The sequence below is a fragment of the Mesorhizobium sp. CA16 genome (genome assembly GCF_020165175.1).
Lineage (GTDB): Bacteria > Pseudomonadota > Alphaproteobacteria > Rhizobiales > Rhizobiaceae > Mesorhizobium.
Genome location: NZ_JAIUHP010000006.1, coordinates 26,277 through 49,162, shown reverse-complemented (window position 1 = coordinate 49,162; position 22,886 = coordinate 26,277). Strand labels below are relative to the sequence as shown.

General features: G+C 64.7%; 30 protein-coding genes and 2 pseudogenes. 15 read left to right on the top strand and 17 right to left on the bottom strand.

Annotated elements, in window-relative coordinates; all coding sequences use genetic code 11:
- Positions 1–239 precede the first annotated feature (239 nt).
- The gene (locus LB525_RS10995; RefSeq protein WP_095768392.1) at positions 240–425 is read left to right on the top strand and encodes a hypothetical protein; all 186 of its coding nucleotides are present in this window, start codon (positions 240–242) and stop codon (positions 423–425) included.
- A 22-nt stretch (positions 426–447) separates the two neighbouring features.
- On the opposite strand, the gene LB525_RS10990 is transcribed toward LB525_RS10995, so the two are convergent.
- Together LB525_RS10990 and LB525_RS10985 are read right to left on the bottom strand one after the other, a co-directional pair.
- Complete coding sequence (locus LB525_RS10990; RefSeq protein WP_224544635.1) at positions 448–753, bottom strand: hypothetical protein; 306 nt, start codon at positions 751–753, stop codon at positions 448–450.
- A 19-nt stretch (positions 754–772) separates the two neighbouring features.
- Positions 773–1,792: an SDR family oxidoreductase gene (locus LB525_RS10985; protein ID WP_224544634.1), complete on the bottom strand. Its 1,020-nt coding sequence runs from the start codon at positions 1,790–1,792 to the stop codon at positions 773–775.
- 545 nt (positions 1,793–2,337) lie between these two features.
- Between LB525_RS10985 and LB525_RS10980 the strand changes: the two genes are divergently transcribed.
- Positions 2,338–2,637, top strand: a complete 300-nt coding sequence (locus LB525_RS10980; protein ID WP_095768390.1) for a DUF982 domain-containing protein — start codon at positions 2,338–2,340, stop codon at positions 2,635–2,637.
- A gap of 4 nt (positions 2,638–2,641) precedes the next feature.
- Here LB525_RS10980 and LB525_RS10975 read toward each other — a convergent pair whose 3' ends face one another.
- Positions 2,642–3,361: a Crp/Fnr family transcriptional regulator gene (locus LB525_RS10975; protein WP_224544633.1), complete on the bottom strand. Its 720-nt coding sequence runs from the start codon at positions 3,359–3,361 to the stop codon at positions 2,642–2,644.
- 163 nt (positions 3,362–3,524) lie between these two features.
- On the opposite strand from LB525_RS10975, the gene LB525_RS28535 reads away from it, so the two are divergent.
- The 3 genes and pseudogenes from LB525_RS28535 (at position 3,525) to LB525_RS28715 (ending at position 4,687) form a co-directional block, all read left to right on the top strand.
- A complete protein-coding gene (locus tag LB525_RS28535; RefSeq protein WP_095768388.1) occupies positions 3,525–3,755 on the top strand; it encodes a DUF6894 family protein in 231 nt (76 codons plus the stop codon).
- A 39-nt stretch (positions 3,756–3,794) separates the two neighbouring features.
- A pseudogene (locus LB525_RS28720) lies at positions 3,795–4,277 on the top strand (alpha/beta fold hydrolase); the annotation flags it as partial.
- 5 nt (positions 4,278–4,282) lie between these two features.
- The gene (locus LB525_RS28715; protein ID WP_224544632.1) at positions 4,283–4,687 is read left to right on the top strand and encodes an alpha/beta fold hydrolase; all 405 of its coding nucleotides are present in this window, start codon (positions 4,283–4,285) and stop codon (positions 4,685–4,687) included.
- A gap of 55 nt (positions 4,688–4,742) precedes the next feature.
- Here LB525_RS28715 and LB525_RS10960 read toward each other — a convergent pair whose 3' ends face one another.
- The gene (locus tag LB525_RS10960) at positions 4,743–4,967 is read right to left on the bottom strand and encodes a hypothetical protein (RefSeq protein WP_224544631.1); all 225 of its coding nucleotides are present in this window, start codon (positions 4,965–4,967) and stop codon (positions 4,743–4,745) included.
- A 436-nt stretch (positions 4,968–5,403) separates the two neighbouring features.
- Between LB525_RS10960 and LB525_RS10955 the strand changes: the two are divergent.
- The 5 genes and pseudogenes from LB525_RS10955 to LB525_RS10935 form a co-directional block, all read left to right on the top strand.
- Positions 5,404–5,499, top strand: a pseudogene (locus tag LB525_RS10955) (KGG domain-containing protein); the annotation flags it as partial.
- A gap of 151 nt (positions 5,500–5,650) precedes the next feature.
- Positions 5,651–6,145 carry a hypothetical protein gene (locus tag LB525_RS10950; RefSeq protein WP_224544804.1) on the top strand — a complete coding sequence of 165 codons (495 nt, stop codon included), beginning with the start codon at positions 5,651–5,653 and terminating at the stop codon, positions 6,143–6,145.
- A 27-nt stretch (positions 6,146–6,172) separates the two neighbouring features.
- On the top strand, positions 6,173–6,391 hold the full coding sequence (locus LB525_RS10945) for a hypothetical protein (RefSeq protein ID WP_140840683.1): 219 nt from the start codon (positions 6,173–6,175) through the stop codon (positions 6,389–6,391).
- Positions 6,392–6,441: 50 nt separating this feature from the next.
- Positions 6,442–6,639 carry a hypothetical protein gene (locus LB525_RS10940; RefSeq protein ID WP_140543043.1) on the top strand — a complete coding sequence of 66 codons (198 nt, stop codon included), beginning with the start codon at positions 6,442–6,444 and terminating at the stop codon, positions 6,637–6,639.
- 36 nt (positions 6,640–6,675) lie between these two features.
- Positions 6,676–6,996, top strand: coding sequence for a plasmid stabilization protein (locus LB525_RS10935; protein WP_095768382.1), 321 nt, complete (start codon positions 6,676–6,678; stop codon positions 6,994–6,996).
- Between the two features lie 41 nt (positions 6,997–7,037).
- Here LB525_RS10935 and LB525_RS10930 read toward each other — a convergent pair whose 3' ends face one another.
- Entirely contained in the window at positions 7,038–7,496 is a 459-nt protein-coding gene (locus LB525_RS10930) for an Lrp/AsnC family transcriptional regulator (RefSeq protein ID WP_224544630.1), read from the bottom strand.
- A 171-nt stretch (positions 7,497–7,667) separates the two neighbouring features.
- On the opposite strand from LB525_RS10930, the gene LB525_RS10925 reads away from it, so the two are divergent.
- Positions 7,668–8,411, top strand: a complete 744-nt coding sequence (locus tag LB525_RS10925; protein WP_224544629.1) for an AzlC family ABC transporter permease — start codon at positions 7,668–7,670, stop codon at positions 8,409–8,411.
- Complete coding sequence (locus LB525_RS10920; protein WP_140840677.1) at positions 8,408–8,707, top strand: AzlD family protein; 300 nt, start codon at positions 8,408–8,410, stop codon at positions 8,705–8,707. The genes LB525_RS10925 and LB525_RS10920 overlap by 4 nt, the downstream gene beginning before the upstream one ends.
- 5 nt (positions 8,708–8,712) lie before the next feature.
- Here the strand turns inward: LB525_RS10920 and LB525_RS10915 are convergent, their stop codons facing one another.
- The 3 genes from LB525_RS10915 to LB525_RS10905 all read right to left on the bottom strand — a co-directional run bounded on the left by LB525_RS10915 (position 8,713) and on the right by LB525_RS10905 (position 11,950).
- Positions 8,713–9,216 (bottom strand): hypothetical protein, encoded by a 504-nt coding sequence (locus LB525_RS10915; protein WP_224544628.1) that lies wholly within the window; start codon positions 9,214–9,216, stop codon positions 8,713–8,715.
- Between the two features lie 166 nt (positions 9,217–9,382).
- Positions 9,383–9,745: a hypothetical protein gene (locus LB525_RS10910; RefSeq protein ID WP_224544627.1), complete on the bottom strand. Its 363-nt coding sequence runs from the start codon at positions 9,743–9,745 to the stop codon at positions 9,383–9,385.
- Positions 9,746–9,835: 90 nt separating this feature from the next.
- Complete coding sequence (locus LB525_RS10905) at positions 9,836–11,950, bottom strand: EAL domain-containing protein (RefSeq protein WP_224544626.1); 2,115 nt, start codon at positions 11,948–11,950, stop codon at positions 9,836–9,838.
- A 35-nt stretch (positions 11,951–11,985) separates the two neighbouring features.
- Here LB525_RS10905 and LB525_RS10900 point away from each other — a divergent pair, with 35 nt between their 5' ends.
- On the top strand, positions 11,986–12,147 hold the full coding sequence (locus LB525_RS10900) for a hypothetical protein (protein WP_224544625.1): 162 nt from the start codon (positions 11,986–11,988) through the stop codon (positions 12,145–12,147).
- Positions 12,148–12,289: 142 nt separating this feature from the next.
- Here the strand turns inward: LB525_RS10900 and LB525_RS10895 are convergent, their stop codons facing one another.
- The 3 genes from LB525_RS10895 to LB525_RS10885 all read right to left on the bottom strand — a co-directional run bounded on the left by LB525_RS10895 (position 12,290) and on the right by LB525_RS10885 (position 16,124).
- A complete protein-coding gene (locus LB525_RS10895; RefSeq protein WP_224544624.1) occupies positions 12,290–13,486 on the bottom strand; it encodes a diaminopropionate ammonia-lyase in 1,197 nt (398 codons plus the stop codon).
- 203 nt (positions 13,487–13,689) lie between these two features.
- Entirely contained in the window at positions 13,690–14,925 is a 1,236-nt protein-coding gene (locus LB525_RS10890; protein ID WP_224544623.1) for a Zn-dependent hydrolase, read from the bottom strand.
- A complete protein-coding gene (locus LB525_RS10885) occupies positions 14,922–16,124 on the bottom strand; it encodes a diaminopropionate ammonia-lyase (protein ID WP_224544622.1) in 1,203 nt (400 codons plus the stop codon). Before LB525_RS10885 ends, LB525_RS10890 begins: the two co-directional genes overlap by 4 nt.
- A gap of 106 nt (positions 16,125–16,230) precedes the next feature.
- Here LB525_RS10885 and LB525_RS10880 point away from each other — a divergent pair, with 106 nt between their 5' ends.
- Positions 16,231–16,704, top strand: coding sequence for an Lrp/AsnC family transcriptional regulator (locus LB525_RS10880; protein WP_224544621.1), 474 nt, complete (start codon positions 16,231–16,233; stop codon positions 16,702–16,704).
- A gap of 191 nt (positions 16,705–16,895) precedes the next feature.
- On the opposite strand, the gene LB525_RS10875 is transcribed toward LB525_RS10880, so the two are convergent.
- The gene (locus tag LB525_RS10875) at positions 16,896–17,222 is read right to left on the bottom strand and encodes a DUF1330 domain-containing protein (RefSeq protein ID WP_140840663.1); all 327 of its coding nucleotides are present in this window, start codon (positions 17,220–17,222) and stop codon (positions 16,896–16,898) included.
- A 173-nt stretch (positions 17,223–17,395) separates the two neighbouring features.
- Here LB525_RS10875 and LB525_RS10870 point away from each other — a divergent pair, with 173 nt between their 5' ends.
- Positions 17,396–18,088, top strand: a complete 693-nt coding sequence (locus tag LB525_RS10870) for a winged helix-turn-helix transcriptional regulator (RefSeq protein WP_224544620.1) — start codon at positions 17,396–17,398, stop codon at positions 18,086–18,088.
- A 33-nt stretch (positions 18,089–18,121) separates the two neighbouring features.
- On the opposite strand, the gene LB525_RS10865 is transcribed toward LB525_RS10870, so the two are convergent.
- From LB525_RS10865 to LB525_RS10845, 5 genes are read right to left on the bottom strand one after another with little or no spacing between them, the layout of a single operon-like run.
- Complete coding sequence (locus LB525_RS10865; RefSeq protein ID WP_224544619.1) at positions 18,122–19,105, bottom strand: branched-chain amino acid ABC transporter permease; 984 nt, start codon at positions 19,103–19,105, stop codon at positions 18,122–18,124.
- A 1-nt stretch (position 19,106) separates the two neighbouring features.
- On the bottom strand, positions 19,107–19,994 hold the full coding sequence (locus LB525_RS10860) for a branched-chain amino acid ABC transporter permease (protein WP_224544618.1): 888 nt from the start codon (positions 19,992–19,994) through the stop codon (positions 19,107–19,109).
- Positions 19,995–20,001: 7 nt separating this feature from the next.
- Positions 20,002–20,706 (bottom strand): ABC transporter ATP-binding protein, encoded by a 705-nt coding sequence (locus tag LB525_RS10855; RefSeq protein WP_224544617.1) that lies wholly within the window; start codon positions 20,704–20,706, stop codon positions 20,002–20,004.
- Positions 20,699–21,451 carry an ABC transporter ATP-binding protein gene (locus LB525_RS10850; protein WP_224544796.1) on the bottom strand — a complete coding sequence of 251 codons (753 nt, stop codon included), beginning with the start codon at positions 21,449–21,451 and terminating at the stop codon, positions 20,699–20,701. The genes LB525_RS10855 and LB525_RS10850 overlap by 8 nt, the downstream gene beginning before the upstream one ends.
- Positions 21,452–21,495: 44 nt before the next feature.
- Positions 21,496–22,704, bottom strand: coding sequence for an ABC transporter substrate-binding protein (locus LB525_RS10845; RefSeq protein ID WP_140840649.1), 1,209 nt, complete (start codon positions 22,702–22,704; stop codon positions 21,496–21,498).
- Between the last annotated feature and the right edge of the window lie 182 nt (positions 22,705–22,886).

The window sequence follows — 22,886 nt, the reverse complement described above, 5'->3', positions numbered from 1 at the left end:
GTGGGACAAGAGCTCGACTGCCTTTTCGTTGGCCAGGGCGGGAAGCCGGAGAAACCAGCCCTGTTCTCTTTGCCACCAGGTCCGGCTGACGCGGCCCGCAAGTCACAATCCTGTGCCGGTGCAATGGTTCCCAATGGCACAGGCAGCCCAGCAGGATCGCCAAAAGCAGCGGTGAATTTGCAATGAGAAACAACGGGCCTATATTTAGCTGACTAAGTGATTCATGGCGCGGTGAACCGATGGCCAAGAAGAAGCACAGACGGCCGGCTTCCACTGTTTCGGCGGCTTCCGAGGCCGAGATCCTCGAAGCGGCTTACTTTGCCCGCAAATGCGGCCTCACGCGTGAGGAGGCATTGCAGATGATACGCGAGGCCCACAACTTGCCGGCCGCCAAGGCGACCGAGGGCGAGAAGCGCAAGCATTGAACCCTTGTTGTTGAAGACGGCCTCATTGGCCGGTCTGCGGCGGAATTTCGCCCGGCTTGATCACCGGCATGTCGCTGCCTGTCGGGGGCGGCGGCGTCGCGTTCTTGTCGCCGGTCGGCGGCGGCTTCAGCACGCCGCCGCAATTGCCGAGTTTTTTCGACAGCTCATCCGTGTCGGCCTGCTGCTTTTGTTTCTGCTGCTGGTCGTTGGCGTCGGGCTTGGCCTGGCAGTTCTGCGCCTGCTGGTCGTTCGGCTGGGCGACATTCTGGGCCATCGCCGGCAGGGCCGGGATCAGGGTGACGACTGCAATGAGAAGCGCTTTCTTCATGAGATCCTCCTCATGGGTGTCAGTAACCCCCGATGATCGGCAGGATTTCGCCGGTGATGTAGCTTGAGCATTGCGGCGAGGCCAGGAACACGTAGGCCGGCGCGATCTCCTCCGGCTGGGCGGGCCGCTTCATCGGCGTCTTGGCGCCGAACTGCGAAACGTCTTCCGCTTGTTTTTCGGATGGGTTGAGCGGCGTCCAGACCGGACCCGGTGCCACCGCATTGACGCGGATGCCCTTCGAGATGAGGTTGCCGGAGAGAGCGCGGGTGAAGGCGTGAATGCCGCCCTTGGTCATCGAGTAGTCGACCAGTTCCTTCGAACCCTCGATGCCGGTGACCGAACCCGTGTTGATGATGGCAGAACCCGGCGCCATGTGCGGCACAGCTTCCTGAGCCATATGGAAATAGCCGTAGAGATTGGTCTTCAGCGTGGTGTCGAAATGCTCCTCGGTCAGATCGGCGAAATCGGTCGAGTGGATTTGAAAGGCGGCATTGTTGACCAGCACGTCGAGCTTGCCGAAGGCCTTGAGCGTTTCCGCCACCGCCTTGCGGCAGAAGGCGCGTTCGGCCACGTCGCCGCGCAAGGTGATGCAGCGCCTGCCCTCCGCCTCGATCGCATGCTTAGTCGCCTCGGCATCGCGGTCCTCGCTGAGATAGGCGATGGCGACATCGGCACCCTCGCGTGCGAACAGCACGGCCACAGCGCGGCCGATGCCGGAATCGCCGCCGGTGATCAGCGCGACCTTGTCCTTGAGCTTGCCCGATCCTTGCCAGAAGGGCGCATCATAAAGCGGCGCGGGCTCGATCGCCCATTCCTCGCCGGGCTTGGGATGATGCTGCCTGGGGAAAGGCGGCGTGGGATATCTGCGCGCGCCGGCCTGCATGGCGCCCGGCGCTTCCCGCTTCGGCTTGCTGCGGTCCGTGGCATCGACCTTGCGCTGCACGCCGCGCTGCCTGTTCGCGGCCTTCGCCGTGTCTGTCTTCTTGGCGGTCGCTGATTTTCTGGCTGTATCGGTTTTCGTTCGGCTGCTGGTCGGCATGGTGGTCTCCTTTCGGAGGACAACGCATGCCAACGGAAAAGGTTGGCCCTTGGATCGCCGCACCTCGCCAAGATGCCTGCGCGTACATCAAAGTTAAATGCGGCCGCCCGGCCGCGGTGCTAACGCTTGGTCGCTGGGGGACTCTTCAGGAGGAGTCCACATGGACGTTCGAACTCTCATCGGCAGTCTCTCGGCCGCAATGCTGCGCCGGCGCGCCGCAGCGCCACCAGTCCCCGTCAGGGTGATCCGCGCTTCGCTGGCCGAGGTGCCGCTCAGGCCGCGCCCACGTCCGCCGCACCGCCCGCCGCCGCCGGCCCGGCCCGCGAGCAATATGTAGCCTCGGATTTGCAGCCTCGGACCAGCCGGCCGGATGCAACCGACTGCCGAAGTCATCGTTTACTGCCATCCGCAATTTTTACGGTGAAACATGAAATCCATGCGTACGAACAGTCCGCTTTTTATTCTCGCCGCCACCATGATCACGGCCGCTCCCTTTGTCGGTCTTGCCTGGCGCACGCGCGAATGGCTCGGATGGTGAAGGACCGATGAGCCGTTTCCTGCCCCTCACCATACGCTTCGTCAGCGGCGGCACGATGGTGGTCACCACCGTCGCCGAGGCCAAGAAGGCGCTCGGAGGCGCATGGAAGAACAAGGAGGCGCCAGCCTATCTCGAAGCGGCCCGGCTGGTGGACGACGCGATCGCCGGCACCTGCCGTCCGGCCATCGCCTTTGCCGCCTTCAAGAAGGTCGCCGCGCAGCAGGGCCTGCTGAGGCCTGCCCAGCCGAGTGCCGCGCTTACCATGCTGGACGAGTTGTGGTCGCGCTCCAAGACCCCGCGCAGCTAGATGCCTATCTCGGCTCGCGGGTCATGCTGAGATAGGTTGGGTCGAATTCGGCGATCGCAATCAGCCGCTCCCAGTCAAGGATCGTGATCATATGGTTCGTCCAGCTGACCACGTTCATGCGGCGCAGCGTGCCGATGACCCGGTTCATATGGACGACGGAGAGGCCGAGCACGTCGGCGAGCTCGGCCTGCGACAGCGGCAGATGGAAGGTCATCTCGCGCGTCTTTTTCACCACCTGCAGCCTGACGAACAGCTCGCATATCAAATGCGCGAGATGAGAGGTCTTGGAGCGGCGGCCCATGGCCACGATCCATTCGCGGTGAATGGCGCCATCGACGAGCGTGTCCAGCCACAACAGCCGGGTAAGGTGCGGCGCCTGCTCGGTAATCGTCTTGAGCTTGCTATGCTCCGCTGCGGCGACATGGCAGGGAGATAGCGCGACGATGCCATGGTCCATCGTCTTCAGCAAAAAAGCATGAAGGTCGACGAAATCGCCCGCGACCTGCAGCGAGGTGAACTGGCGGCCGCCATGCTCCAACACCTTGTAGCGGGCGGCAAACCCGTCGATGATGAGCGTGCTGTAGATCGGCCGCGTGCCTTCCGTGACGATATCCTCGCCGGCGGCGACGTATCTTTCGAGCGGCATGGCGCCCGCGAGCAGCGCCTTCTCTTCTTCTGACAGCGCGTCATGCTGGCCCAGGTTGAGGTAAAGCGATTCCAGCATCCGCGGTTCTCCATGCGCAACAGCTAACGCCGCAGGGCCGGGCCGGTTGCAGGCGGCGGCGCAGCAAGGGCCGGCGCAGCGCGGATTCTCCTGGGGATCAACCGCTTGGAACCATGATCGGGGCCAGGGATTGAACTTGCCAAACGCCCGGAGTGCTTCATCGATGGAACGCTACTATTTCGACCTCCATAACGCCGAGCATGGCCAGATTGACGACCACGGGCAGCTTTTTGCCGACCGCGAGCGTGCCCGTCTTGAGGCGTTGCGCATCCTGCACGACATTGCCCGCGACGAGGCGCCCGGGACCGAACAGTTGAAGATCACCGTGAAGCTGCGCACCGAGAAGGAGCAGATATTCGAGGCTTCGCTGACGCTGGACTCGGCCTGGAAGTGAGGCCTTTGCCATCAGCATCGCATCCCGCCGGAGCCAAGCATGTTCGCCGATTTTGACACATTGGAAATAGACACCGGCGAGGCGCGTATCTTCGTCCGCCATGGCGGCAGCGGGCCTGGCCTGCTCCTGCTGCACGGCTTTCCCGAAACGCATGCGATGTGGCGCGACGTGGCGCCCAGCCTGGCGCGGGATTTCAGCGTCGTCTGTGCCGATCTGCGCGGTTATGGGCAAAGCTCCTGCCCGCCATCGGCCGCCGACCATGCGCCCTACGGCAAGCGCGCCATGGCGGCCGACATGGCGGCGCTCATGGGGGACCTCGGCTTCCAACGTTTCCTGGTCGCCGGCCATGATCGCGGCGGGCGCGTCGCCTACCGGCTGGCGCTCGATCATCCGGACCGTGTCGAGAAGCTCGCCGTGCTCGACATCGTCCCTACCGCCGAGGTCTGGGACCGGGCCGATGCCAGGATGGCGCTAGGCTTTGGCCATGGTCGCTGCTGGCGCAGCCCGAGCCGCTGCCGGAGACGATATTGGCGGCGACGGCCGAAGCAATCGTCGACAATGCGCTTTCCGGCTGGGGATCCACAGCCGACGCATTCCCGCCCGGCGTACGGCAGGCTTATGTCGATGCGCTGCGCGATCCGGCGCATATCCACGCCATCTGCGAAGAGTATCGCGCGGCGGCTTCGCTCGACCGGCTGCACGACCATGCGGACCGCGAGGCCGGCCGGCGTATATCCTGCCCCGTGCTGGCGCTGTGGAGCGAGCATGGCGCGCTGGCCGATTGGTATCGGGACGAAGACGGACCGCTGGGCATATGGCGGAACTGGGCCGACGATGCCAGCGGCGGGGCGATGCCCGGCGGCCATTTCTTTCCGGAGGAATCGCCGATCGAAACGGCGGCCACGCTCGACGCCTTCTTTTCCGGAAGATAGAGGCGATCCTTTCCGGCAGATGGCGCCGGCCGGCCAAGCGGCCGGTCGGCCTGGCTCACCTCAGCATCAGCCAGAGCAACGGCAGGGCCGCCAGGCCGATCGCCATTGCGATGAGCGCGGCATGGCCGAGACGCTCTGCGCGCCTGGCAATATCGGCGACCTCGTCCTCGTCATTGATGATGTCGAGGAACGAAAGATCGGCAAGGGTGGTACGCTGGTTGTCATTGGCAGGCAGGCTTTCGGCATCCTGCCGAGCGGGCTTTGCAGAGATATAGGTCAAAACGTCGTCTCGCTCCGAGGTCGGCTGCGCGGCCTTCTGTTTATGGATAACGGTGCCCGCCGGAATTGCGCGGGGCTGACCGGCGGGCACCATGATAGCCGGCGATGGAGGGGGCTTTCTCGTCGGCCGCTCACCAATTCGCAAAAGGAGGTTTGGTTGCACAAGCCAGCCCAATGCGCTGGCCGGATCGGACTTCAGTCTGACGAGTCACAAAATGTTTCGACCGGAACATCGGTTGCCGGTGCCTGTTGCCCTTACTCAGGGATGTTGGACGCGTCCTTGAATCACCCTCAAGAAAATCCGAACCAACGGAGAATTCGATATGCCCAATCAAGGCGGAACCCACGAACAGCACGTCAAAGCCGGCCAGCAGAGCCACAAGAACCGCGAAGACCAGCATCGCGGCAGCGGGCAGCAGCAGGCCGAGGACCGCAACATGGGTCAGCGGAACGCCGGCCAGCACCGAGGTGGCAGCGGCAACTTCGCCGAAGACCGCCAGCGCGCCTCCGAGGCCGGCCGTAAAGGCGGTCAGCGCTGAATTCAAATGGCGTCCGTGTCCTTCACGGACGCCATTTCATCTGCCCGCGGGATCGACCCGGCGATGGAACTTCTGCCCCGCCCTCCAGTTCCTCTTCAGTCGGTTGCCCAGGCTGCCGCCGCAGGATGTTTGAACGGAGGCATCAATGTCGCTGCAAACGCTTCATCCCGAACAGGTGGATGAGACCCGCATGCAAGCCTACTCGACCTTCGGCCCGTTGCTGATCCAAGCTCTGGCGCAGAAACTTGGGCACTGCCAGGGCATGCGCGAGTTGGACAAGCTCGAACAATCGCTTGTTCGCCTGGTCGAGGAGACCGACGTCGCCGCCCCGCACGGCGAGGAGATGAAGGAATTCGCCGTCGAACTCGTCGTGTCGACGCTGCGCAATGTGCGCGAGCATCCCGACGCCAAGCAAGATCTGGAAGAGATCGACGGACGTCGCGCTGAAGGCCGTTCGGAAGACCCGGATACGCTGGAGGAGCAGTTGCAGTCCGGCCTTGAGGACTCCTTTCCGGCAAGCGATCCGCCGGCCGTGGTCTCGACCGCAATCACCGGCGGCTCGAAGGACATCGTCGGCACCGACGAGGTGCTGCGCCGCAAGAAGGAAGCGCGCCGCAGGCACACCCAGACAGCGGACTGATACGGCGGAAATCGAAGGAGGCCTGCGATGACCCAGGCGAACGACAATATACCGAACCGGCCGGGCGCCGCCGATGCGACGGCGACCGGCAATTTGCCGACCAAGGGCGGCGACGATCCCGACGTGCGCTTCCTGGCGGAGAACACCGATCTGTCGCCGAAGCAGGCGCGCGAACTGATCCGCGAGCACGGGCACGACCGCGACAAACTCTTGAAGATCGCACGGACCATGAAAGCGGAAGGCTGACGGTTCTCCAAGGATGGAGGGCAAACGGCTTTCTCGAAAGCGAGGTTAAGATGAGCAATTCACCCAATACCGGACGTCCCGGAACCTCAGATCAATGGCCGCGCTGGGAAGGCCCAAAGGCCAACAAGCCGCGCGGCTATCTGCCGGCCAAGGATGATCCCGACGAGGATCGCGACGCGGCCGACGAGAACAACAAGGATCCGGAACGGGCCGACCTCGGCGACGTCGCCAAGAAAAAGGGTTCCTGAGACTCCCAATCACTCAGTGCAACAAGGAGCAGGACAATGCCACGCGGAGATAAATCGAAATACACCGACAAGCAGGAACGCAAGGCCGACCATATCGCCGAAGGTTACGAGAAGCGCGGCGTGTCCGAGAAGGAAGCCGAGCGCCGCGCCTGGGCGACGGTCAACAAGGATGACGCCGGCGGCAAGAAGGCAGGCGGCTCCGGCCGCGGCAAGCACACCGGCCATCCGGCGGCGCATAAGGGCGGGAAGGCTGGCGGCAAGGCGTCGGGCGAGCGATCCGCGGCTGCGCGCTCCGCTTCCGCGAAGAAGGCAGCGGCCACGCGCAAGCGCAACGCGGAGCACCACGCCCATCATTGAGGACTTTGCCTTCTCCCCTTGTTGTGGAGAAGGCAAGAGCCTCACAGCGGCATCTCCGAGGTCTGCTTGATCGTCTGGCTTGGCACATCCGTCTTGACGTTTTGCACGCCCTTGATGCGGCTCAGATGCTCCGACTGGAAGCGGCGGTAGTCGTCGATGCCGGCCGCCGCGACCCGCACCATAGCGTCGCAGTCGCCCAGCATCAGATAGCACTCCATCACTTCGGGGAATTTCGCCACCTCGGCGGCGAAATGCTCAATCGTGTCCTCATCCTGCTGCTTCAGCCAGATGCGGGTGAAAAAGCTCTGGCCCCGGCCGATCTTGGCCGGGTTGAGCACCGCGACGTAGCGGTCGATGACGCCAGCCTCCTCCAGCAGCTTGACGCGCCGCAGGCAAGGCGACGGCGAGAGGCCGACTTCCTTGGCCAGATCGTTGTTGGCCATGCGCCCGTCGCGCTGCAAGGCGCGCAGAATGCGCCTGTCGATCTCATCCAGCCTCATCGTGCCAAATTCCAATCTTTTTCTTGAACACGCCATTCAATGCTAAATTTTGGCAGGAACGACGCATCTTCGCAACCCGATTGCGAGGCAATTCGGCTATAGTGCCCCACCGATAGCAACCCACAACCGAGCGGGAGAACGGCGGCCGCGAGGCCAGCCGAAAGCAAAGCCATGAGCGTTTCCGAGATCGCCCTCGCCGAGGGTCAAAGCACCGATGGACGCGGCGGCGAGTTCCGGCGCGGGCTCGCCGCTTCGACTCCGGTGCTGCTCGGCATCATCCCCTACGCGCTGGTGCTCGGCGCGCAGGCCGCGCAGAAGGGCCTGAGCATGGCCGAGGTGCCGCTGATGACCGGCCTCAACTTCGCCGGCGGCTCAGAATTCGCCGCGATCCAGCTCTGGACTTCGCCGCCGCATATCCTGTTGATCGCCGCCATCACCTTTCTGGTCAACAGCCGGCATTTCCTGATGGGCGCCGCACTAGCGCCGTTCATCAACCATCTGCCGAAGCGGCAGGTTTTTCCGGCGCTGTTCCTGATGTGCGACGAAAGCTGGGCCGTAGGCCTTGCGGATGCGCGGCGCCGCGCCGACGCCGACATGCGGCCGGCCTTCAGCCTGGCCTTTTATCTGGGCGCCGCCCTGCCCTTCTACCTCGCCTGGGTGGCATTCACGACCTGCGGCGCGGCAATCGGGCCGGTGCTCGGCGACATCGAGACATACGGTTTTGCCTTGGCTTTCCCGGCTGTCTTCCTGGTGTTGCTTCGGGGCATGTGGACGGGCTTTGCCGCGGCGCGGCCCTGGCTGGTCAGCCTGGCGGTGGCGGCGCTCACCTATCTCGTCGTGCCCGGCGCCTGGTATGTGGCGGCCGGTGCGCTGTCCGGCCTGGTGGCCGCGTGGTTCCTGGCAGGTGAGAGATGATCGATCCGATGACCGTGCTCGCCATCCTGGCGATGGCCGGCGTGACGTATCTCACCCGCATCGGCGGCTATGTGGTGCTGAGGAACCGCGCGCTCGGCCCGCGCGCCACGGCGGTGATGGAAGCCGCGCCCGGCTGCGTGCTGATCTCGGTGATCGCTCCGGATTTCGTCTCGAAGAATCCGGCCGATCTGGCGGCGCTTGCAATCACGGTGCTGGCGGCGACACGGCTGTCGATGCTGCCGACGGTGGTGATCGGGGTGGCTTCGGCGGGCATGCTGAGATGGCTGATAGGCTAGCTGCCTCAGCCGCCGTAAAGCCCGAGCTCGTCCAGCTGGATCGATGCGGCGTCGCCTTCGCCAGGTCCGTCCGCATGCTGCTTCAACGCGGCATCCAGCCTTTTGCTATCGCTGCCTCGCGGATCGGCTATCGCGTCGACGAGCCTATCGAGAGAAACGCCAAGCTGGTCCAGGCCAAGCTGTCTCTCGATCTCGGCGATCGCCGACGGCGATTGCCGTTTCAACGCTTCGACGGCGTTCTTGATCGCCGTACCGTAGGACGACACTGACTCATATTCGGCCTGATCGATGCGGAACTCATTGCCCGCACGTTCCATCAGTCGGACCTTCGTCGCCGTGATATTGAGGTTGTCGAGGCTGAACTTGGATGCTGGGGCCGTGGGCTCCGCCTGCATGAGCGGCGAAGCCGCGGTGCCGACGGCGCTGTGGCTACTGGCAGCCGGCCTGGCCGTCGGCAACAGGCGCTGCGGCTGCAGGGTCACAATGGCGATGTTGACGGTCGAGGACATTACGGGTCTCGCAGGCGGCCCTCCGTCATGGTTCGGACGCCGGACAGTCGAGCCAAGACGTCATGTCCCGAGCAAAGCGTTTCACAGGCAATTAGCCCAGTTGTCCTAAGAGTTCGATAGAAGGATGGCTCACCTTTTAACGATGGGCGCGTTATCACCCCAAGAGTCATTCGTCCCCGCCACCGTCGTGGCCGCCGCTGTCTGCGCCGCCGTCATGGCTGGCACCGTCCCCGCCTTCGTGATCGCCATCATGATCGTCGCCGTCATGATCGTCGCCCTGATGATCGCCGTCCTGGTCGCCTTCATGCGAGCCGGTAGCGGCGCCGTCGCCCTTGTGCCCGGCCTCATCATTGTCGGCGGCTTCATTGTCGTCGCTGACGCTGGATGTATTGACCTGATCGTCGTCAGGGTCGGCTGCGGACGCCGCCGTCAACCCGCCGCCATTGTCGGAGCCCGCATAGGACGACTGCGTGGCGAAGATGCCGAGCAGGCCGATTGCAGTTGCCGCAAACAAGGGAAGGGTTTTCATCCACGCGCTCCGGTCCGTTTTGTGAGATCGGATCATCGTCGCGCCGGATTACGACCCCCTTAAATGAGTGATTGCAATTTTAGGAACGTCTTATTTTTGTGCCGACCTAGCATGCGGCCGCGACGGTGACGCAGTGCCGCTTGCGGCTCTTGCCACGATCGCTTCCAGCGGCTCGGGCCGGTGCAGGAAATAGCCCTGGCCATAGGCAACGCCCATGCCCATGAGGATCTCCAGCGCGTTCTTTTCCTCGACCTTCTCTGCCACCACGGCAGCGCCCATCGATCGGGCGATACCGGTGATCGCCGAAACGATCTCGCGGTCGAACCGGCTTTCGGCGATGTGCTCGATGAAGGAGCCGTCGATCTTGATAGCATCGACGGGGAAGCGCCTGAGATATTCGAACGAACTCATCCCGGCACCGAAATCGTCGAGACTGACGCGGCAGCGGCGTTGCCTGGCCTTGCGCACGAACTCGGCCGCGGCATCGAAATTGGTGACGGCGGCGGTTTCGGTGATCTCGAAGCCGATGGCCGGCGCCGGCGCGCCACTGTCGGCGATCGCCTCGTCGACGAAATCCCAGAGCTGCGGATCGGAAAGCGTCTGCGCCGACAAATTGAAGTCCAGCGAGATGGCGCCCGCGCGCATCGCCTCGCCGTGGCGCGTCAGCGCGGTGCGGATGATCCAGCGGTCGAGCCGGGCGGCAAGGCCGAAGCGTTCGGCGACCGGCATGAAATCGCCGGGCGGGATCATCTTGCCGTTGCGGGCCTCGAGCCTGGCCAGCACCTCGACGTGGCGGCTATCTTCCCATGGCTGGCCGAGCCGATGGATTTGCTGACCGAACAGCTTCAACCGGCCGTCCTCCATCGCATCGACAAGGTCCGCGGCCAACCGTGCGGCATTGAGGCCGGCGCCCGACGTCGTTTCCGGCGAGAACACCGCGAAGCGGTCCCGGCCGCCGGCCTTGGCGGCGTAGCAGGCATCGTCGGCGCAGGCGAGCGCGTCGGCCACGCTCATGTTGGGGTCGCGCACGAAGGCGATGCCGATGCTGGCGGCAAGCCTGCGCGAGGTGACGGCAGTGCCGATATCGGCGTCGCGCACCGCGGCAAGCACCGCGCGGGCAAGGTGCTCGGCACAGGCGTCATTGCAGTTCGGCACCAAAAGCGCGAATTCGTCGCCGCCGAGGCGCGCCGCCTGCGCCGACGCGGGCAGGCTGGCGAGGATGCCCGCCGCGACGCTCTTCAGCGCGAGGTCTCCGGCGGCATGGCCGGCATAGTCGTTGAGCGCCTTGAAGTAGTCGAGATCGACATAGAACACGGCAAGCGGCAGCCGCCCGGCCATGGCGATGTTCTCGGCAAGCAGCCGGTCGAAGGCCGAACGGTTCAACAACCCGGTCAGCGCGTCGTGACGCGCGGCGAAGGCAAGCTCCTCGGCGCGCGTCTTCTCCTCGGTGATGTCGCGTACCGTGCCCAAAATCTGGCCGGCCGAGCCGACGCCGGCAATGAAACGCACCAGCGACTCGAGATGGCGGACCTGGCCGTCACGCAGGACGATCCGGTATTGCGAGGCGACGACGCTGTTCGAGCCGGGGGCGATCAGATGCGCTCGCTCGGTAGCTTCCTTGTCGTCGGGATGAAGGTAGGTGTGCCAGAGGTCGGCCGTCACCTCATCGGTATCGGCAATCAGGCCGAAGATCTCGCGCGTGCGCGCGTCCCAATAGCTCTTCTTCGTACCGATATCGTGGTGCCAGATGCCCGTGCCGCTGGCGGCAATCGCGAGGCGGAAGCGGATGTTGACCTGCTCGAGCGCCGCCTCGGCCTCTTTCTGCCGGGTGATGTCGGTCTGCACGCCCATCATCCGAAGCGGCTTGCCGTCGGCGTCGCGCTCGACAATGCCGCCGCGGTCGAGCACCCAGACCCAGTGGCCGTCCTTGTGGCGCAGGCGCAGCTCCGTCTCGATGGAATCGACGAGGCCCGCAATATGCCGGTCGCCGCTTTCCTGCGCGCGCTGGCGATCGTCGGGATGGGTCAGCTTCAGCCAGAGATCGGGCGTGTTGGCGAGCTCGTTCGCCTCATAGCCCAACATCTTCGACCAGGTCGGCGAGTAGTAGCAATCGCCGGTCGACAAATTCCAGTCCCATAGGCCGAGATGAGCGCGATCAAGCGCCAGCGACCAGAACTTACCGTTGCGTTTATCGTCGTCCGCCATTCTTTGTTCTTGCCATCCCGTCCCGGCAATATTGCATGAAAGCAGAGAAAAAAGGGTTACCGGGAGTGGTTCAGTTAATCTCCCCCCAAGAGGGGGAGATGGCCGGCAGGCCAGAGGGGGGCGTGAAGGATCGCGGCGTTGATTTTGTTGGGGTAGAGCTGGTCGCTACCGGCTTGGCTGTGACTGCAAAAAACTGAAACGCCGGTGGGACAGCGCCCCCTCTGGCCTGCCGGGCATCTCCCCTCTTGGAGGGAATTTAGCGCTCGACCGCCGTCGCCGACCGCCTAGCCACTACGAACCTTCTTCGCACCACCGTCGCAACTTTTCCCGGAATTGCTCTCAGGCAGTCTGCAGGAACACCTCTGCCGGCGCCATCCCGACCAGCTCGGCAAAGCGGCCATGGTCGGTGGCGCCCTCCGAGTTGACGACGAGCACGCGGGAGCCGGCATCGAGGCCTAACGCCGCGCGCATCTGCCCGTCGCCCGCAGCGCGGACCAGTCCGGCGAGCCCGACGCCGCCGCTCTCGCCGGAGACGATGGCCGGATCGTTGCCCAAGGGCCGCGCCAGCCGCTTCATCACGGCGACCGCGTCCTCTTCTTCGACCGTCATGAAGGCATCGCCGACGCGCGCCAGCACGCGCCAGGCGACCAAGGACGGCTCGGCGCATTCGAGCATCGTCATCACGGTCGGCTGCTGCTGGGCGATCGTCACCGGACGTCCGGCCTCAGCCGAGGCGTAGACGCAAGCCGAGCGCCGCGGCTCGACCACCACGGCTTTCGGCCGCCTGGAGCCAAGCATGACCGCCACATGGCCGGCGATCGCCGCCGCGAAGCCACCGACGCCAGCCTGCAGGAAGACATGCGTCGGTGGCTCGGCCAAGCGCCGCAGCGTCTCGCGCACGATCACCGTGTAGCCCTGCATGACCAGTCCGGGGACGCGCTCATAACCCAGCCAGGACGTGTTGGAGACGATCTTCCAGCCGCGCTCGGCACCGACGCGGGCGACTTCGCGCACCGCATGGTCATAGCCGCCCTCGACCTCGACAATCTCGGCGCCGAAGCGAGCGATGGCCGCAACACGCTCGCGGCTTACGCCAGCATGGACGTAAATCACCGAACGCGCGCCGACGAGGCCGGCCCCCTGCGCCACCGAACGACCATGGTTGCCATCCGTTGCGCAGCAGAATGTCATCTGAGCAGCGATGGCGCGCAGCTTGGGATCGTTGATCTCGCCGATATCGACATCGCGCCCGAAGCGCTTGCCGGCCTCCTCCAGCACCAGCCGCATGACGGCATAGGCGCCGCCCAGCGCCTTGAAGCTGCCAAGGCCGAGACGCTGGCCTTCGTCCTTGACATAAAGTGCCGCGACGCCGAGGCGATCGGCCAGCGCCGGCAAGGCGTGCAGCGGCGTTTCGGCATGATCGTCGCGCGCCTCGAGGTAACGCTCGGCCCGCTCGCCTCCCACGATGCCGAGCGACTCGGCATCGGCGGCTACCAACGGCTGGTTGTGTTCTGGACGTTGGTTGAGAAGCAGCATGCTAGTCTTCCTGCGAGGCACTGAACTCTGTCGGCGGGCGCGATTCGGGCGCGATTTTGGATGCTTTAATTGGCTAAGTGATTGAAGTTTGTTTCGATTGGATGTCGCCGGATATTCGCTTCGGAACGACCAGATACAGCCAGCATGACTATTTTTGGTGGTATTTTCACCCCCAGCGGCACGCCTATCTGATTCCTCCGCGATCAGTCGGCCGCCAGCCGGGCGGCGACGCCAAGCAGGATGTTGGCGCCGGCAACCAGCTCGTCGGGACCGGTGAACTCGGCAGGATTGTGGCTGATGCCGCCCCGGCTCGGCACGAAGATCATCGCGGACGGCGCGGTGCGGGCGATCATCTGCGCGTCGTGGCCGGCGCCCGAGGTCATGCGCCGGCACGAAAGGCCGGCGGCCCTGGCGCCGTCCTCGATCAGCGAGACGATGCGGGCATCGAAGGTCACCGGCTCGAAACGCGCCAGGCTTTCGGCATGGACGGTGACGCCGGCGCTTGCGGCCAGCTTGTCGAGGAAGGCGGCAAGCGCCGCCTCCTGTTCGCGAAGATGCGTTTCGTCGGGATCGCGCAGGTCGATGGTGAAGATCGCCCGCGACGGGATGACGTTGATGGCGTTCGGCTCGAACGCGATGGTGCCGACGGTGGCAACGGTGCGCGTCGATGAGGCGCTGGCCCGGTCCGCCAAGAAGCCGATCACGCGAGCGGCGGCGACGCCTGCGTCCTTTCGCATCGACATCGGCGTGGTGCCGGCATGGTTGGCCTCGCCGTCGATGGTAACGCGCTGCCAGGAAATGCCCTGCAGGTTCTCGACCGCGCCGATGGCGATGCCCTCGCGCTCGAGCACCGGCCCCTGCTCGACATGCAGCTCGACATAGGCATGCGGCTTGAGGAAGCCGGGCTGATGCCGACCGGCATAGCCGATGCGCTCCAGCTCCTTGCCCAGCACCGTGCCGTCGGTGCCGACCGAGGCCAGCGCTTCCTCGAGGTTCCGACCGCCGGCAAAGACCAGCGAGCCCATCATGTCGGGTGAGAAGCGCACGCCCTCCTCATTGGTGAAGGCGGCAACCACGATCGGGCGCGCCGGCGCGAAGCCGGCCTCCCTCAGGCTCTCGATCGCTTCGAGGCCGGCAAGCACGCCATAGCAGCCGTCATAGATGCCGGCGTCGATCACCGTGTCGATATGCGAGCCGAGCATGACCGGCGGCTGGCCGCCATTGGCATCGTCCCGCCAGATGCCGAAAATGTTGCCGATGCGGTCGACGGCGACCTCGAGCCCTGCCTCTTCCAGCCAGCCGACGAAGCGGTCGCGGCCGAGCCGGTCCATCTCGGACGCGGCGACGCGGACCAGCCGCCCCTGCGCATCGCGGCCAATACTGCCGAGCTCCTGGATACGGCCGAGAAGCCGGTCGGCGTTGATCATCAGATTGCTCATGCCGGCAGCCTCGCCTGCGCGACTTCTTCCGGCACCATTCCGACCAGCTCGGCATAGCGGCCGGGATCGGTCGCGCCTTCGGAGTTGATGATCAGCACGCGTGAATTCCCATCGAGACCAAGCGCCGCGCGCATCTTGTTGTCAGCGGCCGCGCGGATCAGCCCGGCAAGCCCTGCCCCGCCGCTCTCGCCCGAGACGATCGCCGGATCGTTGCCGACAGGCCGCGCCAGACGGTTCATCACCGCGACGGCATCTTCCTCGTCCACGGTCATGAAGACATCGCAGATCCGCGACAGCACGCGCCAGGCGACCAGAGACGGCTCGTAGCATTCGAGCATCGCCATGACCGTGGGCTTGCTGTGCGCGATCGTGACCGGGCGTCCGGCCTTGGCCGTCTCATAGACGCAGGCCGCCCGCGTGGGCTCGACCACGATTGCCTTCGGGCGATCCTCGCCAAGCATGATGGCGAGATGGCCACCCACCGCCGCGGCGAAGCCGCCGACGCCGGCCTGCAGAAAGACGTGGGTGGGCGGCTGCGGCAAGCGCCTCAGCGCCTCGCGCACGATCACTGTGTAGCCCTGCATCACAAGCCCGGGTATGCTCTCATAGCCCGGCCAGGACGTGTCGGAGACAACGGTCCAGCCGCGCTCGGCGGCGACGCGGGCAGCTTCCCTGACCGACTGGTCGTAATCGCCGGCGACGCGCACCATCTCGGCGCCTAAGCGGGCGATGGCCGCCACGCGTTCGTTGCTGACGCCCGAATGAACGAAGATGACCGAGCGCGCGCCGACAAGGCCGGCGCCCTGCGCCACCGAGCGTCCATGGTTGCCGTCGGTGGCGCAGGCGAAGGTCATCTGCGCGGCGATCGCCTTCACCTCAGGCTTGTGCAGCTCCGCGACCGCGACGGCGCGGCCGAGCTGCCTGCCTGCCTCCTCCAGCACCAGATGCATGACGGCATAGGCGCCGCCCAACGCCTTGAAGCTGCCGAGGCCGAGGCGCTTGCCCTCGTCCTTGACGTGCAGCGCGCCGATGCCGAGCTCGGCCGCCAGCGCCGGCAGGGCGTGCAGCGGCGTCTCGGCATGGTTGTCGCGCGCGGCAAGGAAGCGCTCGGCCTCGTCGGCCCCGGCGAGCCCAAGCGTCGCGGCGTCCTCCTCGGTCAGCGGATGGCGATGGTCCGGGTGGCGGTTGAGCAGGAACATGGTTGGCTTTCTCCTCTTGACGACTGAAATTTATTGCAGGCCAGGCGAGAAAGGCGCTCTGTTTTGGCGCTTGAATTGCAAGTTTGTTTCGTTGGGAAACGCTGCCATGTCCATTTCGCCCGAACTCGACGCCTTCGACCGCGCCATCCTCACCATCCTGCAGAAGGACAACGCCACGCCGCAGCGCACGATCGGCGAGAGGGTCAACCTGTCGGCGCCCGCCGTTCAGCGGCGCATCAAGCGCATGGAGGAGACCGGCGTCATCCGCGCCAATGTAGCGCTGGTCGATCCGGCCAAGGTCGGCCACCCGATCACGATCTTCGTCGAGGTGGAGGTGGAGAGCGAACGCGCCGAGCTGATCGACGCCGCTAAGCGCGGCTTTGCCCAAGTGCCCGAAGTACAGCAATGCTACTATGTCACCGGCGAGGCCGATTTCATCCTCGTCGTCACGGTGGCGACGATGGCCGATTATGAGGCGCTGACCAGGCGGCTGTTCTTCGAGAACAACAACGTCAAAAGGTTTCGCACGTTCGTGGCGATGGACCGGGTGAAGGTGGGACTGGAAGTGCCGGTGGGGTGAGTCGTCGAAGCTGCCGACCTCCCCAACAAGTGGGGAGATCGGCTGCCGTCCTGGTTTTCGCTAATCTCCAACCTCTACTGGGTCGGCGACGCCGCGTGTTCGCACGACACCTTCGGGTTCATGTCGGCGAAGGTGCAAGCGCCGTGGCTGTTTGTGCTTGATGATCCCGGGTTCGATGCGGCGGCCGCCGATCATCCCTTCGGCAGGTATGAAATCGTTCCGGCTAGGTCGGTGTTGTCGAACAGCTGAAAGCGGCTGTCGCTGCCGCCCTGGCGGGCCGACACGAAGGGGGCGTAGGCCGGATCATTGGTGAAGGCGTGCGCCGCCGCTTCCGATGGGAAGGCCATCAGCGCGATCAGCGTCGTGTCGAGCGGCTTGCCCTCGAGCGTCTTCACATTGCCGCTGCGCGCAAGATATCTGCCGCCGTGCTTGTGAACGAGGTCGTGCACGGTAGCGGCGTAGTCCGGTATCCATTTCGGATCTTTCACCTTGATGTCCGCGATAAGGTAAGCAGTCATGGTCATTCTCCTGGTTGCTGCGCACAGGGATATCCGTGCGTCGGCCAAACGGCTCGCACGGCAGAGCTCGCGCCAACCAGTCCTGGATCTGTACCGGCCCGGTACAGTTTCTGTACTCGCCGCTTCATTCATGAAGGTCTAATGTCCGGCCAACTTTTGAGGAGGCGCCGATCATGGCCCAGCACGGTTACAAGCAGTTCTGCCCGCTATCGATGGCCGCCGAGGTGCTGTGCACCCGCTGGACGATGGTGTTGATGCGCGAGCTGGTGGCGGGCTCAACCCGCTTCAACGACCTGCGCCGCGGCGTGCCGAAAATGTCGCCGACCCTTCTGTCGCAACGGCTGAAGGAGCTGGAGTTGGCAGGGATCGTGGAGCGCCGGGAAGTCCCCGGCGAGAAGGGTATCTTCGACTACCGGCTGACCGAGGCGGGATGCGACTTGCGCCCTGTTGTCGAGGCGATGGGTTTTTGGGGACAGAAATGGGTCGAGTCCCGGCTGTCGTTGAAGAACCTCGATCCGTCGCTGCTGATGTGGGATATGCGGCGTAATCTGAACCCCTCGCCACTGCCAGACGGGAGAACCGTGATACAATTTCTGTATCAGGACCTCCCAGCCTCGAAACGCTCGTGGTGGCTGATCGTCGAGAAGCATGGTGAGGTCGATTTGTGCTGGTACGATCCGGGCTTTGAGGTCGACCTCTACGTCTCGACCGATCTCCACACGATGACCGCAATCTGGATGGGCGTGCTGACTGTCGAGAAGGCCGGCGTGAAGGTCGTCCTGACCGGCGACAAGGCCATTGGCAGGAAGATGCAAAGCTGGCTCGGGCTCAGCCCGTTCGCGGTCGAACCCAAGCGGGCGGCCTAGCTCCAGGTGTTCGCCAGTTGATCGCTCAGGGCATCAAGGCTTGTCGCTGCCGGCATCGACGCGCCCCAGCCATCTTGCATAGATCTCTCCGACAATCCCACGCCGGAATACCAGCACGCAGACCATGAAAATCAGCCCCGTGGCGATGGTCACCGGAAAGCCGGATGTCGCGAGCGTATTCTCCAGTCCGACGACAAGGCCGGCGCCGACCGCCGGGCCGGCCATGGTGCCGATGCCGCCGAGCAGCGTCATCAGGATCACTTCGCCCGACATCTGCCAGGTGACGTCGGTGAGCGTGGCGAACTGGAAGACGATCGCCTTGGTCGCGCCGGCAAAGCCGGCGCGCGCCGCCGACATGACGAAGGCGGCGAGCTTGTAGCGGCCGACGGAGTAGCCGAGCGAAATGGCGCGGTTCTCGTTCTCGCGGATGGAGCGCAGGACCATGCCGAAAGGCGAGTTGACGATGCGCCAGACGGCGAAGACGCCGATCAGGAAGACGGCGAGCACGAAGAAATACATGTTCATCGTGACGTTGAGGTCTACGACGCCGAACAGGTGGCCGCGAGGCACGCCCTGGATGCCGTCCTCGCCCTCGGTGAAGGGCGCCTGGACGCAGAAGAAATAGAACATCTGCGCCAGCGCCAGTGTGATCATAGAGAAATAGATGCCCTGCCGGCGGATGGCGAGGAAGCCCATGACGAGGCCCATGCCCGCGGCACCTGCGGTGCCGAGCAGGATGCCGGCCTCTGGCGGCCAACCCCAGGCCTTCACCGCATAGGCGCAAAAATAGGCCGCGCCGCCGAAGAAGGCGGCATGGCCGAAGGAAAGCAGGCCGGTGTAGCCCAAGAGCAGGTTGAAGGCGCAGGCGAACAGCGCGAAGCACAGCATCTTCATGACGAAGATCGGGTAGATGACGAAGGGCGCGGCGATCAGCGCCACGATGCCCAGCACCACCAGCGCCCGTTCGAGCCTCAAGGAGGCGGCGGCGCGTTCTGCGTGAAGGGTCGCTTGGCTCATCTCAGGCGTCCCTTCCGAACAGGCCGGCGGGCCTGAGCAAAAGCACGATCGCCATGATGACGAAGACGACGAGGTTCGAGGCCTCGGGATAGAAGACCTTGGTCAGGCCCTCGGCGAGGCCGAGCAAGTAGCCGGTGACGATGGCGCCGAGAATCGAGCCCATGCCGCCGACCACGACGACGGCGAAGACGACGATGATCAGGTCCGAGCCCATCAGCGGGCTGACCTGGTAGACCGGAGCGGCGAGAATGCCGGCGAGCCCAGCAAGCGCCGCGCCCAGCCCGTAGGTGAGCGTGAGCAGAAGCGGCACGTTGACGCCGAAGGCCTGAACCAGTTCCGGGTTCTCGGTCGCGGCGCGCAGGTAGGAGCCTAGCCTGGTCTTCTCGATCAGCAGCCAGGTGCCGATGCAGACGATGAGCGAAGCCGCCACCACCCAGCCGCGATAATTGGGCAGGAACATGAAGCCGAGATTGGTGCCGCCGGCGAGCAGCGTCGGCACGGCATAGGGATTGCCGGAGACGCCGTAATAATAACGGAACACGCCTTCGATGACCAAGGCGAGGCCGAAGGTGAAGAGCAGGCCATAGAGCGGGTCGAGGCGGTAGAGATGCGACAAAGCAAGGCGCTCGACCGCCATGCCGAACAGGCCGACGACAAGCGGCACCAGGACCAGCGCCGGCCAGTAGCCGATGCCCAAATGCACCAGCAGCAGATAGCCGATGAAGGCGCCCAGCATATAGAGCGCGCCATGGGCGAAATTGATTATGCGCAGCAGGCCGAAGATGACGGCGAGCCCGAGGCTGAGCATGGCGTAGAAAGAGCCGTTGATCAGGCCAACGAAGAGTTGGCCGAGGAGCGCTTGGATGGGGATGCCGAAGATCATGGTCATGGCACCATCATACCCCCAGCACCTCGTGCAGCTTGTCGGTATGCGCGGTCAGCTGGCCGACGGCAAAACCCTCCACCACCTTGCCGTGGTCCATCAGGTAGAAGCGGTCGGCGATGCGGGCGGCGAAGCGGAAGTTCTGCTCGACCAGCAGGATGGTCATGCCGCGCTTCTTCAATGTCGCCAGCAACTCGCCGATTCGCTGGACGATGACGGGCGCCAGGCCCTCCGTCGGCTCGTCGAGCAAAAGCATCTCGACGCCGGTCCGCAGGATGCGGGCGATGGCCAGCATCTGCTGCTCGCCGCCGGACAGCTTCGTGCCCTGGCTGTTGCGGCGTTCCTTGAGGTTCGGGAAAAGTTCGAATATCTCCTCAACGCTCATGCCGCCCTTGGCCACGACCGGCGGCAGGATCAGGTTCTCGTCGACGGTAAGAGTGGCGAAGATGCCGCGCTCCTCCGGCACGAAGCCGATGCCCTGATGCGCGACGCGGTGCAACGGCAGGCGGATCAGGTCCTTGCCGTTGAAGGTGACGGAGCCGGTGCGCTTGCGGATCAGGCCCATGATGGCGCGCAGCGTCGTCGTCTTGCCGACGCCGTTGCGGCCAAGCAGCGTCACGGTCTCGCCGCGCATGACGTCGAGGTCGACGCCATGCAGCGCATGGCCCTCGCCGTACCAGGCGTGGAGATCGCGCACGGCAAGCAGCGGCTCACTCATGCTCGGTCCCCATGTAGGCGACGCGCACACGCTCGTCCTTGCTGACGGCGGCGTAGTCACCGGCCGCCAGCACCTGGCCGCGCTGCATGACGGTAATCCAGTCGCAGAGATCGGCAACGACGGTCAGATTATGCTCGACCATCAGCACGGCGCGGTCTTTTGCCAGCGCGCGGATGATGCCGGAGATGGTGCCGACATCCTCATGCCCCATGCCGGCCATCGGCTCATCGAGCAGAAGCACCTTCGGGTCGAGCGCCAAGGTGGTCGCGATCTCCAGCACGCGCTTACGGCCATAGGAGAGATCGCCGGCGAGACGATGCGCGGCGTCATCGAGGCCGACGATGGCGAGCAGCTCGCGCGCCCTCGGCGTAAGCCGATCCAACGCCGAGACCGGGCGCCAGAACTGGTAGCCCAGCCCGCTTGGACGCTGCAGCGCCACGCGAACATTGTCGAGCACGGAGAGGTGCGGAAAGATCGCCGATATCTGGAAGGAGCGGACGAGCCCCATGCGCGCCACTTTCGCCGGCGGCGTGCGGGTGATGTCGGTGCCGAGCAATTCGATCCTGCCGCTGGTCGGCTGCAGGAATTTGGTCAACAGGTTGAAGATGGTCGTCTTGCCGGCGCCGTTCGGGCCGATCAGCGCATGGATCTTGGCGTGATGGACGTCGAGGTCGACATCCTTCACCGCGACGAAGCCGGCGAAGTCGCGCCGCAGGCCGCGGGCGGAAAGCACCACCCGCGGCATCTGGTCCGTGCTGTCCGGGCGGACAGCGGTGGCGGTGTCGAGCGTCACTTGGCGACGAGCGGACAGCCGCTGTCCTCGGCCTTCATGAAGGCCTTGTCGCCCGGAATGGTCGCCAGATAGGTGTAATAGTCCCAGTCCTTCTTCGACTCTTCCGGCTTCTTGACCTGGTAGAGATACATGTCGTGCACCATCGAGCCGTCGGCCTGCACCTTGCCGTTGGCGGTGAAGACGTCGTTGACCGGCATCTCATGCAGCTCCTTGGCAACCGCCTCGGTCCCGTCGGTGCCGGCCTTGTCGATGGCCTTCAGATACTGCGTCACGGCCGAATAGGTGCCGGCCTGGATCATGTTCGGCATGCGGTTGGTGCGCTTGAAGAAGCGCTGGGCGAATTCACGGCTCTTGTCGTCGCGATCCCAGTAGAAGCCTTCGGTCAGCACCACGCCCTGGGCTGCCTGCAGGCCCAGCCCATGCACTTCGGCGAGCGTGAAGAGGAGCGCGGCCAACCGCTGGCCGCCGGCGACGATGCCGAATTCGGCTGCCTGCTTGATCGAGTTCGAGGTGTCGAGGCCGGCATTGGCGAGCCCGACAATCTTGGCGCCGGAGGACTGCGCCTGCAGCAGGAAGGAGGAATAATCGGTGGAACCGAGCGGATAGCGCACCTCGCCCAGCACTTTGCCGCCGCTCGCCTCGACGAGCTTGGCGGTCTGGTCCTTCAGCGAATAGCCGAAGGCATAGTCGACGGTGATGAAATACCAGCTGTCGCCGCCCTGCTTGACCAGTTGGCCGCCGGTGCCGACCGCTTGGGAGTGCGTGTCGTAGGCCCAGTGGAAGCCATAGGGCGAGCACTGCTTGCCGGTGAGGTCGGTGGAAGCCGCCCCGGTGACGATGTCGATCTTCTTCTTTTCCTTAGAAAGCCCCTGCACGGCCAGCGCCACGGACGAGGTGGTGAGCTCCATGATCGCGTCGACCTGCTCGGTGTCGTACCACTGGCGCGCGATGTTGGAGGCAATGTCAGGCTTGTTCTGATGGTCGGCGCTGACGATCTCGATCGGCGCGCCCTGCACCTTGCCGCCGAAATCATCGACCGCCATCTTGGCGGCCTCGACCGACCACTTGCCGCCGAAATCGGCATAGACGCCCGACTGGTCGTTGAGGATGCCGATCTTGACCTTGCCGTCGGAGATTTCGCCAGCCGCGGCCGGCATTGCGGATGCCGCAAGGAGCGCGGCCGAGACGAGATAGGATGCTTTCACTGGTGGTTCCTCCCATGTGGCAACCACGGGAAACGCGGCTGCCTCGCGATGGTTCAACAGTTCCTTCGGATTTTGGATTGGAGCCTCGATCCCGCTCTGCCGCTCCTCCTCTGGCGGGCCCTCCTGTTGCGAGCTGGGCCGCAGCGTGCCCTGGGTGCACGGGCGCGAGCCTAGCACCACAT